General features: G+C 72.4%; 14 protein-coding genes. 6 read left to right on the top strand and 8 right to left on the bottom strand.

Annotation, left to right across the window (positions count from 1 at the left end):
* Positions 1-89: 89 nt before the first annotated feature.
* On the top strand, positions 90-1,259 hold the full coding sequence (locus Q2K19_RS05550; protein WP_302768150.1) for a hypothetical protein: 1,170 nt from the start codon (positions 90-92) through the stop codon (positions 1,257-1,259).
* Positions 1,260-1,262: 3 nt separating this feature from the next.
* Here the strand turns inward: Q2K19_RS05550 and Q2K19_RS05545 are convergent, their stop codons facing one another.
* Positions 1,263-1,691 (bottom strand): VOC family protein, encoded by a 429-nt coding sequence (locus Q2K19_RS05545; RefSeq protein ID WP_302768149.1) that lies wholly within the window; start codon positions 1,689-1,691, stop codon positions 1,263-1,265.
* A gap of 162 nt (positions 1,692-1,853) precedes the next feature.
* Between Q2K19_RS05545 and Q2K19_RS05540 the strand changes: the two genes are divergently transcribed.
* Positions 1,854-3,134 (top strand): hypothetical protein, encoded by a 1,281-nt coding sequence (locus Q2K19_RS05540; RefSeq protein ID WP_302768148.1) that lies wholly within the window; start codon positions 1,854-1,856, stop codon positions 3,132-3,134.
* Here Q2K19_RS05540 and Q2K19_RS05535 read toward each other — a convergent pair.
* Genes Q2K19_RS05535 through Q2K19_RS05525 form a run of 3 tightly spaced genes read right to left on the bottom strand, consistent with a single transcriptional unit; the run spans position 3,061 to position 4,970 of the window.
* Complete coding sequence (locus tag Q2K19_RS05535) at positions 3,061-3,414, bottom strand: hypothetical protein (protein ID WP_302768147.1); 354 nt, start codon at positions 3,412-3,414, stop codon at positions 3,061-3,063. The genes Q2K19_RS05540 and Q2K19_RS05535 overlap by 74 nt on opposite strands.
* Positions 3,411-4,556 carry an RNA polymerase sigma factor gene (locus tag Q2K19_RS05530; protein WP_302768146.1) on the bottom strand — a complete coding sequence of 382 codons (1,146 nt, stop codon included), beginning with the start codon at positions 4,554-4,556 and terminating at the stop codon, positions 3,411-3,413. Before Q2K19_RS05530 ends, Q2K19_RS05535 begins: the two co-directional genes overlap by 4 nt.
* A gap of 6 nt (positions 4,557-4,562) precedes the next feature.
* A complete protein-coding gene (locus Q2K19_RS05525) occupies positions 4,563-4,970 on the bottom strand; it encodes a YciI family protein (protein WP_302768144.1) in 408 nt (135 codons plus the stop codon).
* A gap of 164 nt (positions 4,971-5,134) precedes the next feature.
* Between Q2K19_RS05525 and Q2K19_RS05520 the strand changes: the two genes are divergently transcribed.
* Positions 5,135-6,307 (top strand): phosphotransferase family protein, encoded by a 1,173-nt coding sequence (locus Q2K19_RS05520; RefSeq protein WP_302768142.1) that lies wholly within the window; start codon positions 5,135-5,137, stop codon positions 6,305-6,307.
* Position 6,308: 1 nt separating this feature from the next.
* Here the strand turns inward: Q2K19_RS05520 and Q2K19_RS05515 are convergent, their stop codons facing one another.
* Positions 6,309-7,169 carry an AraC family transcriptional regulator gene (locus tag Q2K19_RS05515; protein ID WP_302768141.1) on the bottom strand — a complete coding sequence of 287 codons (861 nt, stop codon included), beginning with the start codon at positions 7,167-7,169 and terminating at the stop codon, positions 6,309-6,311.
* 775 nt (positions 7,170-7,944) lie between these two features.
* On the opposite strand from Q2K19_RS05515, the gene Q2K19_RS05510 reads away from it, so the two are divergent.
* From Q2K19_RS05510 to Q2K19_RS05500, 3 genes are all read left to right on the top strand, one after another.
* Positions 7,945-9,384: a hypothetical protein gene (locus tag Q2K19_RS05510; protein ID WP_302768140.1), complete on the top strand. Its 1,440-nt coding sequence runs from the start codon at positions 7,945-7,947 to the stop codon at positions 9,382-9,384.
* A 111-nt stretch (positions 9,385-9,495) separates the two neighbouring features.
* Entirely contained in the window at positions 9,496-9,849 is a 354-nt protein-coding gene (yidD, locus tag Q2K19_RS05505; RefSeq protein WP_302768138.1) for a membrane protein insertion efficiency factor YidD, read from the top strand.
* A 45-nt stretch (positions 9,850-9,894) separates the two neighbouring features.
* Positions 9,895-10,062, top strand: a complete 168-nt coding sequence (locus tag Q2K19_RS05500; protein WP_302768137.1) for a hypothetical protein — start codon at positions 9,895-9,897, stop codon at positions 10,060-10,062.
* Between the two features lie 67 nt (positions 10,063-10,129).
* On the opposite strand, the gene Q2K19_RS05495 is transcribed toward Q2K19_RS05500, so the two are convergent.
* The 3 genes from Q2K19_RS05495 to Q2K19_RS05485 form a co-directional block, all read right to left on the bottom strand.
* Positions 10,130-10,864, bottom strand: coding sequence for a YqjF family protein (locus Q2K19_RS05495; RefSeq protein ID WP_302768136.1), 735 nt, complete (start codon positions 10,862-10,864; stop codon positions 10,130-10,132).
* A 37-nt stretch (positions 10,865-10,901) separates the two neighbouring features.
* Positions 10,902-11,774, bottom strand: coding sequence for an alpha/beta fold hydrolase (locus Q2K19_RS05490; protein WP_302768135.1), 873 nt, complete (start codon positions 11,772-11,774; stop codon positions 10,902-10,904).
* 122 nt (positions 11,775-11,896) lie between these two features.
* Positions 11,897-12,262 carry a VOC family protein gene (locus tag Q2K19_RS05485; protein ID WP_302768134.1) on the bottom strand — a complete coding sequence of 122 codons (366 nt, stop codon included), beginning with the start codon at positions 12,260-12,262 and terminating at the stop codon, positions 11,897-11,899.
* Between the last annotated feature and the right edge of the window lie 21 nt (positions 12,263-12,283).

The raw sequence follows: 12,283 nt of genomic DNA, 5'->3' as shown, positions 1-12,283 counted from the left end.
TGGCAACTTTCGCGTGTCTTGAGGCCCCCGTGTCGCAGTTGACATGAATGACACCCAGATTGGTGGGCTCGCGCGGCGGAGGAGTCGGCGTGGCGATGACTGATTCGACGGGTTCCACATGGCGCTACCGGTGGGCGCACCGCCAGAACGACCGGCGGCAGCGGGCCTTCCGCGCGGCCGAAGAGGCGTGGCAGCACCGCGATGACGAGCTGCGCCGGCTGCGTGACCTCGCCGAGTCCTTCCGCGGCTCCGCCGACGCGGGCGTGGGCCTGCCGATCGAGCTGTCCCCCGGCGAGGTGGTCTTCTGGGCCCTGCCCGCCGCGCAACTGGTCGAGGTCCGGCACACGGCCGTGCTGCCCGCCCCCGAGCTGACCGTCGAGGTCGACCCGCCGGTGCTACGCCCCCGCCGCCCCGAAGGGGTCAAGGTCGTCGACGCCGGGCTGGCCGTGCTCACCAACCGCCGGCTGGTCCTGCTCGGCGGGCGCGGCCGCCGCGACTGGACGTACGGGAGGATGTCCGGGCTGTCCCACGACCCCGGCGCCCCGGTGACGCTGATCCAGGTTCTCGACCGGCGGCGCACCTCCGGCCTGCTGCTGCCCGCCGGCGCGGTTCCCGACTTCCGGTTCAAGCTGACCCTGGCCTTCGCCGACGCCATCGAGCAGCGGGCGGCCGTGGTCGCCCAGCTCGACGCGCTGATCGAGGAACACGCCGCGGCCCGGCCGGTCCGGCCCGCCGTCCTCACCCCGGCCCAGGCCCGGATCTCCGCGGTGGTCCCCGGCGGCCGGCGTACCGTCGCGGTCGGCGTGGCCCTCGCGCTGATCGTGCCGGCGATGCTGTTCGAGTCCAACCCGCCCGCGCGACCCGGCTCGGAGCTGGCCGCCGCCGCCACCCCGGCGGCCACCGCCACCCCCGCGCCACCGGCGATCGCCCCCGCGGTGCAGGTCGACGTCCCCACCACACCGAAACCCCGCCGCTCCCCGCCCACCCGGCCGGCCGCCCCGACGCGGGACGCCACGCCGCAACCGGCCGGCGAGCGCCGCTGCGGCGCCCCGGTCAACCCCTACGGGTACGACTTCTGCGGCGGCTACCGGATCCGCAAGCCCGCCCGGGGGGTCTGCCACTGGTTCGACTGCGTGCCCGGGTTCTGGTCCGGGACCGGCTGGCTGGTGCAGTGCCGCGACGGCAAGGTCAGCCTGACCGGCGGGCAGCGCGACTCCTGCGCCGACAACCAGGGCTTCCGCCGCACCGTGTGGACCTGACCGTCAGCCGAAGTCGGGCACGGTCAGCGAGCCGTCCGTGCCCAGCGGGAAACCGGGATTCCAGGCGATCTCCCACAGGTGGCCGTCCGGGTCGGTGAAGCAGCCGGCGTACCCGCCGTAGAAGGTCTCCCGGGCCGGGCGGGTGACCGTCGCCCCGGCCTCGGCCGCCCGGCCCAGCAGCTGGTCGACCTCGTCCCGGCTCCGCACGTTCTGCGCCAGGCCCATCCCGCCGAACCCGTCCGTGCCCCGGTCGGCCAGGCCGGCGTCGTCGGCGAGCTTGTCCCGCCCCCACAGCACCAGCGCCAGCCCGCCGGCCTGGAAGAACACGGTCTCCTCCACCTCCTGGCCGCGCCAGCCGAGGCGCTCGTAGAAGGTGCGGGCCCGGGCCAGGTCGGCCACGCCGAGGGTGATCAGACTGACGCGCTGCTCCATGCCCGGACCGTACCCGCACGCGGCGGCCCCCGCTCCGGCTCGCCTCGACCGATCGGCCAACCGGAACCAGCCGAAACCCGCCGGTTGCCGCGCGTGTCCTTCACGGACCCCGGCGGTTGTACGAGGTGGACGCGGAAGCCCCTCACGATGCGAGGCGACTCGGTGACGGCGAACGACGGTGCGGCGCGCGGCTGGCGGGCCCGGTGGGTCGGACGAGAGAACGAGCGGCGACGCACGGCGTACGACGCCGCGCTGGACGCCTGGCGCCGGCGTGACGCGGAGCTGCGCCGGCTCTACGCCGAGGCCGAGGAACCCGTTCCGCAGGCGGAGGCCCCGGCGGGCCTGCCGGTGGGCCTCGACGACGGCGAGGTCGTGCTCGCCGTGCAACCCGACGCGGAACTCGTCGAGGTGACGGCCCGGCACAGCCCGGAGCTGCCCACCGCGGAGCTGACCGTCCTGCCGGTCGAGGACGCTTCGCCCCGGCGGCCGAAGGGCGTCGGCGTCATCGACGCCGGCACGGCCGTGGTCACCGACCGGCGGCTCATCCTCGCTGGCCGCACCGAGCACCACGAGTGGCCGTACGCCGAGGTGGCCGGGATCGCCCACCACCCGGACGAGCCGTACACCCTGCTCCACCCGGACGGCCCGGGCCGGCTCCGCGGGGTGCGGGTGCCCCGCGGGGTCGCGTCCGCCTTCCGGCTGCGCCTCACCGTCGCGTACGCCGAGGCGACCGAAGCGCGCGCGGCGCTGCTGGACCGGCTCGACGACACCGTGGTGGCGCACTGGCACGAGCAGCCACCCGTGCCGGCGCCGGCCACGCCCGCCGACGCCCCGGTCACCGCCCGGCTCGTCCGGCCGGCGCTGATCACCGCCGTCGCGGTGGCCCTGGCCCTCGCGGCGGTCGCCGGCGTGGTCCGCGGCTCCGTCCCGGACCGGCCCGTGGTCGGCATGCGGGTGGACGGGGGCAGCAGCACCGAGCCGACCGACCCGGGTCATCCGTCCCCGCCCAGCGGCGCACCGGTCAGCCCCACCGCCACCCGCCTCACCGGCCCCACGTCCGACCGGCCGCCCGGTCCGGCACCCACCACGACCGCGGCCACCTCCGCGACGCCGGCCCCGACCACCGGCGGGCCACCCGGCGTGCCCCCGGCGCCGCCCAGCGAGACCGCCAGCCCCTCGCCGACCCCGTCCCCCTCCACGAGCCCCACCCCGGCGGACCGCTGCGGCGCGCCACCCAACCCCTACGGCTACAACTACTGCGGGGGCTCCCTCGTCTACGACCCCGCCCCGGACGTGTGCTCCTGGTTCGCCTGCGTCGACAACCTGTGGGACGGCAACGGCTACCTGGTCCAGTGCAAGGACGACCTGATCAGCCGGACCGGCATGCAGCGCGGGGGGTGCGGGGACCACGGCGGCACCCGCCGCCCGGTCTACGTCGCCTGACCGACCCCGCCGTCACCCGCCCGGCGGCGCCGGTGCGCAGCGGCAGCAGCCCACCGAAGACCAGCGCGGCGCCGACCGGCAGCAGATTCAGGTTCACCGCGATCGCCACGAACCCGGCCAGCACCAGCACCGGCCCCCACGCCGGCAGCACCCGCCGCACGACCGCCCGGACCAGCAGCGCCAGCAGGCCCAGCTCGAACAGCAGCGGCCCGCCCAGCAGCACCGCGTCCGGCGGCGGCACCGCCTCGGCGAACCGGGGGACGGGCCCGTCGCGGCTCAACTGCGCAGCTGCGCGTTGAGCCGGGCGGCCTGTCGCGTGAGGTGGTCGCGTTCGGGGAGGTTGGGCGCTGATCGGGCGGCTTCGGCGTAGAGCCGTGCCGCCGTGACCGAGTCACCGTCCCGCTCGTGCAGGTACGCCGCGACGGCGGTGTGGCGGGGCAGCGCGGGGTCGAGCCCCGCCAGGGCGGCCAGGCCGGCCCGCGGGCCGTCGGCCTCGCCGACCGCGACGGCCCGGTTGAGCCGGGCCACCGGGTTGTCGGTGAGCCGCAGCAGTTCGTCGTACCACTCGACGATCTGCACCCAGTCGGTCTCCTCGGCCGTCCGGGCGTCGGCGTGGAGCGCGGCGATGGCGGCCTGGACCTGGAACTCGCCCAGGCGGTCGCGGGCAAGGGCGGCCTGGAGTACGTCGACGCCCTCGGCGATCAGCCGGGTGTTCCACCGGCTGCGGTCCTGCTCGGCGAGCGGCACGAGGCTGCCGTCGGGGCGGGTCCGGGCCGGGCGCCGTGCGTGGTGGAGCAGCATGAGCGCGAGCAGGCCCGCCACCTCCTCGTGCTTCGTCCTGGCCGCCAGTTGGCGAGTGAGCCGGATCGCCTCGCCGGCGAGGTCGACGTCGCCGGAGTAGCCCTCGTTGAAGACGAGGTAGAGGACCCGCAGCACCGTGGCGACGTCACCGGGCTGGTTGAACCGGACGGAGGAGACGGTCCGCTTGGCCCGGCTGATGCGCTGGGCCATCGTCGCCTCCGGCACGAGGTAGGCCTCCGCGATCTGACGCGTGGTCAGGCCGCCGACCGCGCGCAGCGTCAGCGCGACCGCCGAGGCGGGCGTCAGGGACGGATGCGCGCACAGGAAATACAGCTGAAGCGTGTCGTCCACCGCCTCGCCCGGGCCGGGCACGGGTTCGACCTCGACGAGCACCTCGCGCCGCCGCCGGGAGGTGTCGGCGCGGGCGGCGTCGAGGAACTTGCGCCAGGCCACGGTGACCAACCAGCCCGGGGGGTCCCGCGGCGGATCATCGGACCACCCGCGTACCGCTTCGACCAGGGCGTCCTGCAGGGCATCCTCGGCCGCCGCGAAATCAGCTCCGCGACGGACGAGGATCCCGATCACCGTGGGGGTGAGGGTCCGCAGCAGGACCTCGTCCACCGTGCGTCACTCCGTGGTGGTCGCGTGCGCGGCCAGGAACGGGCGCACCTCGAGCCACTCGTGGATCGGCTTCCCACCCGCACCCGGGGCCGCGGACAGCTCGCCGGCCAGCTCCACCGCCCGTTCGTAGGTGTCGACGTCGATCACCATCCAGCCGGCGATCAGGTCCTTGGTCTCGGCGAACGGGCCGTCGGTGACCGGCGGCCGCCCCTCGCCGTCGTAGCGGACGAACGTGCCCTCCGGGGAGAGCGCCTGCCCGTCGACGAACTCGCCGGTGCCCTCGAGCCGAGCGGCGAAGTCCTGCATGTACTGCACGTGGGCCGAAACCTCCTCCGGCGTCCACTGGTCCATCGGCACGTCGTTGACCGCCGCCGGCGCGCCCCGGTAGTGCTTGAGCAGCAGGTACTTGGCCATCATGTTCTCCTCAATGCGGTACGGCCCATTGTCGCCGTGTTCACTCCGGGGACGGAGCCGGGCGCGCGGGTTCTCGACATCCCACCGAGACATTTCCTGGCGGATTTTCGCGGCGGACCGATAACCGCTCGCGGTCGGTCTGGTCGCGACGCTACGGTCCGCCCGTGTCCCGCACCGTGACCCTCGTACTGGTCGACGCCGCCGGCCGGCCGCTCGGCGCCCTGCCCCCGTACGACGTGCCGGAACCCTGGTGGCAGCAGGTCGGCTCGATCGTCGACGGGGCCCGCCGCCGGTACGGCGTCGACGTCGTGGTGCTGCGGCTGCTCGCCGCCGACCGCCCCGAACCGCCCGGCGGCCACCTCAGCTACCTCGCCGAGGTGTCCGCTCCGCCGGCGGTCTCCCTCGAACCGGTCTCCGTGGATCTCGCGCCGCACCCGCTGCGCGCCCCCTGGGCCGAGCCCGGCGGCCCGGCCCGCAGCCTCGCCTGGGCCACCGCCGAACTGCACCGCCTCGGCCGGCCGGTCACCGCCGTCGCCCAGCACCGCACCTGGAACCTCTCCGCCATCTGGCAGCTCGACGGCGACGCGGGCAGCGCCTGGCTCAAGCAGGTGCCGCCGTTCTTCCGGCACGAGGCCGCCGTGCTGCGCTGGCTCACCACGGCCGCCCCGGACAGCACGCCGACCCTGCTCGCCGCCGACGACCGGGGCCGCATGCTCCTCGACCACCTGCCGGGCGAGGACCGCTACGCCGCCGACCCGGCGGAACGGGAGGCCATCGCCGCCGACCACCACCGCCTCCAGCTCCGCGCCGCCGACGACGTCACCGCGCTGCTCGCGGCCGGCGTACCCGACCTGCGCGGGCCGGCGCTCGCCGGCTGGATACGCGACCGGCTGGCCCCGCACGACCTGTCGGTCGTGGCCGACCTGCTCGTCGGCCTCGCCGACCGGCTCGACCAGGTCCGCGCCTGCGGCCTGCCCGACACCCTCGTCCACGGCGACCTGCACCCCGGCAACGTCCGCGGCGACGGCACCCGCCGGACCGTCATCGACTGGGGCGACGCGTTCGTCGGGCATCCCGCGTTCGACATCCTGCGCCTCACCGAGACCCTCGACCCGACCACCGCCGGGCCGATGCTCGACGCCTGGGCCGCCCGCTGGCAGGCCGACGTGCCCGGCAGTGACCCGCGCCGGGCCGTCAACCTGCTCCGCCCGGTCGCCCCGCTGCGAATGGCCGCCGTGTACGCGATGTTCCTCGCCGGCATCGAACCGAGCGAACACCCGTATCACGTCAACGACGTGCCGGCCTGCCTCAAGCAGGCGGCCGCCGCGGCTGCCTGACTCACACCCGCCGCACCGGGATCCACAGCTCCGCGTCCGCGGTCTGTCCGTCCGCCGCCACCCGCACCCTGGAGATCTCCGGGCCGGGCCGGCTCTCGTACGGGTTGGACGGGAACCACTGGGTGAACACATCCCGCCACAGGTACTGCACCGCCTGCGGAAACGCCCCCGACGTGGTGAACACCGCCCACGGGCCGGCCGCCACGGGCAGGCTGTCCAGGTCCTCCGGCACGTCTGCGCCGGTCACCGCCCCGTGCCAGTAGTCCAGCTCGGTGCCCTCCGCGCGGCCGCCGGCCAGGTCGTCGCTGACGTTGACGATCCCGCGCGGCTCCTGGTCCGACAGCGCCTCGATCCGGCGTACGGTCTCCCGGTCGAGGCCCTTGATGAACGCCACGATGTGCGGGTTCATCCCCTCGTGGACCAGCGGCACCCGCGCCTTCCGCCCCGCCAGGCGGAAGGCGTCCTTTTCCACGATCCGGTACTCCATGCTGGTGCTCCCTTCGACGACGAGTCGGAAGGACATCCGGGGCTGGGCGCGCAGCGGCGCCCCCGTACGCCGGGCCTTGCCCGGGCCGACCCCGTGCACGGCGCGGAACGCCCGGGCGAACGCCTCGTTCGAGCCGTACCCCCAGCGGACCGCGACGTCGAGCAGCGACGCCTCCCCGGACAGCACCTCCGCGCCCGCGACGGTGAGCCGGCGCCGGCGCACGTACTCCGACAGCGGCATCCCGGCGAGGGCCGAGAAGAGCCGCCGGAAGTGGTGCTCCGACACGCAGGCGATCCGCGCCAGTTCGGCCACGTCGAGGGGCTGGTCGAGGCGGCGTTCGAGGTGGTCCATGGCCTGGTTGAGCCGCTCCAGCACCCGATGCTCCTTCCTGTTTCGCCACCGACGCTAGGCGCCGGTCACGTCGCACACCCGACCTCTCCGAGCCCATTCCGGTCGGGTCCGCCGAATGCAGCAGGTGACCGTCGCCTGCCTCACCCCGGTCATACGCTCGAGTTATAAGCATTATCTGAGGAAATCGGACAATGCTGATATCGGTGGTGGCGTGGAACGCCGTGAAGATCCCCCTTGACGCCGACCACGCCGAGCTACGCGCTAGCGCTCACCGTGAAGTTCTGCGCGCGGTGCGTTCGCTGGCTGTCCTCAACACAGGGACATCGCTGACATGAAACGCCAGCGCTCACGGAGTGACGCCCCAACCGACGGGTGTGCGGTGCACGAGACCCCATTCGGCTATGCCGCGAGGGCCTGCGCCACGCGTGGCTGGGAGAGCCGGTGACGGCTGCCGACTGCTGCTGCCCCGATCAGGGCCGCTGTATCAGCCGCACCGCCAAGGTCTAGTTGCCCCAGGCACGCGGCCCGGCCGGGTGCGCTGGAACAGCGTCTAGGCGTTTCGCGTACCGACGGGCATCTGCTGGCCTGCCGATCGAGGATGCCCGTGACATCTCGCCCACCATCGGTCGGCCAAGGCCAGCCGACGGCCTCGATCCATTTCGGACAGCGGGCGCGGCCGCCGGCGCAACGAGCAGGAGCCGCTCCCTGTGCCGGTCGGCTATCCAAGGTGGCGTCCCGGTGGCCGCTCTGAAGCGTGAAATAGTCGCTGGGGACCTGAGGGGTAAGGAGCATGTCGAACGTGTCTACATTGCAGTGGACGCCGCGAGCCCAAGCGGCTTACGACAAGTTGATGCCGGAGGCACGGGGACGGGCGATGACGGTCGTCCGGACCGCGCTGAGGCGGCGTATCACAGGCGTGAAGTGGTACCAGGGGAAGAAGACACTGCAGGGGGTTCGCGAGAACGTTTACGAGCTTCGTTATACCCACTCTTGTCGACTTCTTGTCCAGTCCGTGAACGAAGAGATGGTCATCGTTGATATTGGTGATCACGACGTCACGACCCGCTACGCCAATCTGGCCCCGGCGAAGAGGGCTAAGCTCCTTGCCCAGCGAAGCTCCGCGCCACTGGGATTCATCGATGATCACCCTCTTTTCGACGAGTTCGACGAGTTCGACGAGTTCGACGAGTTCGACGAGTTCGACGAGAGCGCCTTCGCCTCAGAAGAGGCCGTGACGGGCTGGGCTGAATTCTTGAGTGAGGACCAAGCGGCGCTTGCGGAATTGATCTCTTGCGCAGTGCTCGATGTTGAGCCGGGCGAGCGACCGGTGGTCGCCTATGTAAGGGGAGGGGCCGGCACCGGGAAAACAGCACTGCTCCTGAGCATTGCACTCCGTCTCCACGATGCAGGCATCAACTCTGAATTCGTCTGTTCGCAAGCTGTTGCCAAATACCTGCGGTCTCACACGCACGTGAAAATGAAACGCATCCAGCGTGGGGTAGTCAGTAATGGGGGCGCGGTTCTGGTTGATGACCCATCGGCGCCAAACGACGTGGCCGCCGCCATACGGCAAGCAGGTGCCGCTAGGGCGCGCGCCGTGATCGTCGGGTTTGACCCGTTGCAGTGGCCTCTAAAAAGCCTTGACGCACACCTTGCCGCAATGCCGAAGCCGGACATCGACGAAGTTCTGTACGAGTGCTATCGGCAATCTGCCGCACTGGCACGAAAGGCAAGTGCAGTGGTGACCCGCGTACATGAGCGATCGTCTTTCCGAGTGGACCCCGTTCGAATAGAGGCAGAGCGACGCATGCTCGCCGAGTTGTCAGGTCAGTACCTAACCGGCCTTCAGTACACCAGACCAGGCGGACGGTTTAAGATTCGCAACGCTATGTGGGATGATGTCGTCGAAGAAGCCGGCCGGCTCAGGCAGCGCCCCGACCTATGGCATGACTTGCCAGCGCTACTGATTTTGGAGGACCGTGCCCATGGGGTCGAATTGGTGCCGGAGTTCAAACAAATTCGCCAAGGTATCAAGACCCAGACAAGCGCGCTCAATAACGTCGCCTCCTATCGAGGGCTGGACTTTCAGGCGGTGTGGATTTTCATTAGCCGCGACTTCTATGAGCGAGTTCAGCGCGGCGCAACAGGCCTGAAGGGAGCTGAGTGGCAGAGCCTCCTCAATTTGCACATTCCTCTTACCAGAGCGCGGGATGACACCGTCCTCTTCCTGCATGGCTAACGAAAGAGAGTCAGCCGCTTCGCCTGCACGACCGGCCGACTGGTTGAGAGTGCCCAGAAGGACTGCTCGACGGCGAGCCGCGACGTCAACCGAGGTGGGGCCCACGGCTATGTGAAATCGATCAGGATGCTCACCCTCGGCTCGGTCGTCGCGGGTGCGGCGCGCGTTTCGGCGGTGGACCGCGCCGGCCGCGCCGCCATCCTCGGCTACCGGCGCTGGTTGTCGCACCGCTGGCCTGGCCAGTGCCGCTTCACCCCCACGTGCAGCATCTACGGTCTGGCGGCGGTGGAGAAGTACGGCCTGGCGGTGGGCGGGCGGATGGCCGCCGAACGGGTCCGTCGCTGCAAGCCGCACGTGCCGCGTGGCACCCACGACCCGCTGCGCTGCACCGCCGAGACGCAAGCGTGGCCAGAACGTGACGACAACCACAGCGTCCCCGGGCGGAGCGTCTCGTTGGGCCGGTGAGTGATCGTGCGGTGGAGAGCACGCCGCAGCGGGGAGGCGAGGGCCATGGGGGAGCACATCAGCTGGGCGGACCTGCGCGAGCGCCGGGCGGCGGAGCCGGACGCGGACGAGGCGTACGAGGCCGCCCGGATCGAGTTCGAGCTGAGGCAGACGATCCGGGATTTGCGCCGCCGCTCCGGCTCGCACCTGCGCCGCCGGCCCGCCCGCCGCTGACCGGAGCGCCGGTTCACCGGCCCGCGGCCGGGCCTCCGGACGTGATCAGCCGCGTGAGCCCGGCGCGTCAGCGCAGCGGCACCGGGGTGCCGAACACGACCGGGACGCCGGGGGAGTAGAGCACGCTCACCGGCGGTCCGGACGGTGGCGGCAGCCCGGCGGCGGTGACCAGGTCGTCGTCGAGGTGCAGCAGTTCGGCCCGGTGCAGCGGCCACTGTGGATGCCAGTTCGGCAGGTGCAGCGTGCGCCCGTACGCCCGGGTGTACAGGCCCCAGCGGGCGGTGAGGAAGTGATCGAGGGGGGTCGGGTCGGCGATGGGTTCGCCGACCCGGACGGTCATCCGGCTCGCCGCGCCGGCCGGGCCGGGCCAGCGGCGCCGGCAGCGGTAGGTGTAGCGGTCGCCGTCCCGCTCCAGCCGCATCGCCGACCACTTGTAGGGCAGTCGCAGGGTCAGCTGCGCCACCAGCACCAGCACCAGCCGGGACGCGTCGAGGGAGCGGAACACCACGGCGCGCCGCCCGGTGCCGTCGACGGAGTAGAGCCGAACATTGGTCTCCCAGAAGCTGCCGAAATACGGCACCCCCGGCCCGCGCCCGAGGCCCAGCCCGACCATCCGGAGGCCGATCAGGCCGACGTAGGTGACTCCGTCGAGGGTGTCCGGGCGGGTGCCGGCGGGCAGCAGCGGTGCGACGACTTCTGGCGCGACCGCCCAGTGCAGGAAGGTGAGGTCCTGCCAGCGTTGCCGCAGGCACGCCCAGCGGAATGCCCGGGTGGGTGCACACTCCACCGGCTCGATGTCCACGCAGCCCATCGTGCCCGCCTCGGCGGGTGCCGCGCTGTCAGGTGAGGAACGTCAGGAGGTGCCGGAGCGTCTCGTCGGGTGCCTCCTCGGGTAGGAAGTGCCCCGCCGCGACGGGGCCGCCGTCGACCTGGTCGGCCCAGGCCCGCCACACCTCGAGGGGCTGGTACCAGCTCGCGACGGGTCCGGCGTGACTCCACAGCGCCAGGACCGGGCACTGGATGCGCCGGGTGCCGCGGTCGGCCTCGTCGTGCTGGTAGTCGAGCGTCGCCGCCGCCCGGTACTGCTCGCAGATGGCGTGGATGGTCTCCGGCGGGCGGAGCTTCGCCACGTACTCGGCCCTGACCGGCGCGGGAAAGGCGTCCGGCACCTCCGACAGCGAGTCGAGCATGTGGTCGACGATGACCTCCGGGGCCTCGGCGACGAGCCGCTCGGGCACCGGCTCGGGCGCGGCGAGGAACGACCAGAGCCAGAACTCCAGGCTGAACGCCATGTCCGCGCGGCCGAACGCGTCGCCGGTGGGCACGATGTCGAGCACCGCGAGGCGGGTCACCGTCTCGGGATGGTCCAGGGCCATCCGGTACGCGCACCGCCCGCCGCGATCGTGCCCGACCACGGCGAACGTGTCGTAGCCCAGCAGGCGCATGACCTCCACCTGCTCGGCGGCCACCCGCCGCATGCTGTAGGGGGTGTGGTCCGGGGTGCTGGGCGGGGTGCCGCTGTCGCCGAAGCCGCGCAGGTCGGTGGCGACCACGGTGAACCGTTCCGCGAGCCGCGGCGCGACCCGGTGCCACATGAGGTGGGTCTCGGGCATGCCGTGCAGCAGCAGGACCGGCGGGCCACTGCCCCCGCGGCGTCCGTGGACGGTGCTGTCGGTGGTGGTGATGTCCAGGGTCTCGAAGCCGTCGAACACCGGGTCTCCTCACGTCTCACCGGCAGCCGGCGACGCCGGGCCGGTCAGGGTCGTGCCGCACCCGGTTCAACGACTGACGCGACGTGCTGAGCGCCGCCACCCACCGCCGGCGCCCGGACCGCTCATGCCGGCCGGTGGCAGACCGCCTCGACGTTGTTGCCGTCCGGGTCCCGGACGAAGGCGCCGTAGTAGGTCGGGTGGTATTCCGGCCAGACCCGGGGCGCGTGCAGCACCTCCGCGCCGGCCGCCACCGCGGCGTCGTGGAAGGCCTGCACGGCGGCCCGGTCCGGGGCGGTGAAGGCGATGTGCGCCTCCAGCGGCGCGCCGCCCTCGGGCGCGGGCACCAGCCAGAAGTCGGGACGGTCGACGCCGTAGCCGATCGGGCCGGGCTCCATGATCCGCCGGCCGCCCAGCGGGGCGAGCACCGCGTCGTAGAAGGCCGCGCTGGCCGGCAGGTCGCGCACCATGACGGAGAAGTGGTCGAGCATCTCGCCTCCCTGCGGTCGTCG

Source organism: Micromonospora sp. NBRC 110009 (genome assembly GCF_030518795.1).
Lineage (GTDB): Bacteria > Actinomycetota > Actinomycetes > Mycobacteriales > Micromonosporaceae > Micromonospora.
This window is presented reverse-complemented; position numbering and strand designations above follow the sequence as displayed.

What these genes read in the sequence shown, in the direction of transcription:
- Q2K19_RS05500 (WP_302768137.1), top strand. Translation starts at nt 9,895, where the DNA reads ATGGGGGAGCACATCAGCTGGGCGGACCTGCGCGAGCGCCGGGCGGCG.
- Q2K19_RS05525 (WP_302768144.1), bottom strand. Translation starts at nt 4,970, where the DNA reads ATGGCCAAGTACCTGCTGCTCAAGCACTACCGGGGCGCGCCGGCGGCG.
- Q2K19_RS05545 (WP_302768149.1), bottom strand. Translation starts at nt 1,691, where the DNA reads ATGGAGCAGCGCGTCAGTCTGATCACCCTCGGCGTGGCCGACCTGGCC.
- Q2K19_RS05485 (WP_302768134.1), bottom strand. Translation starts at nt 12,262, where the DNA reads ATGCTCGACCACTTCTCCGTCATGGTGCGCGACCTGCCGGCCAGCGCG.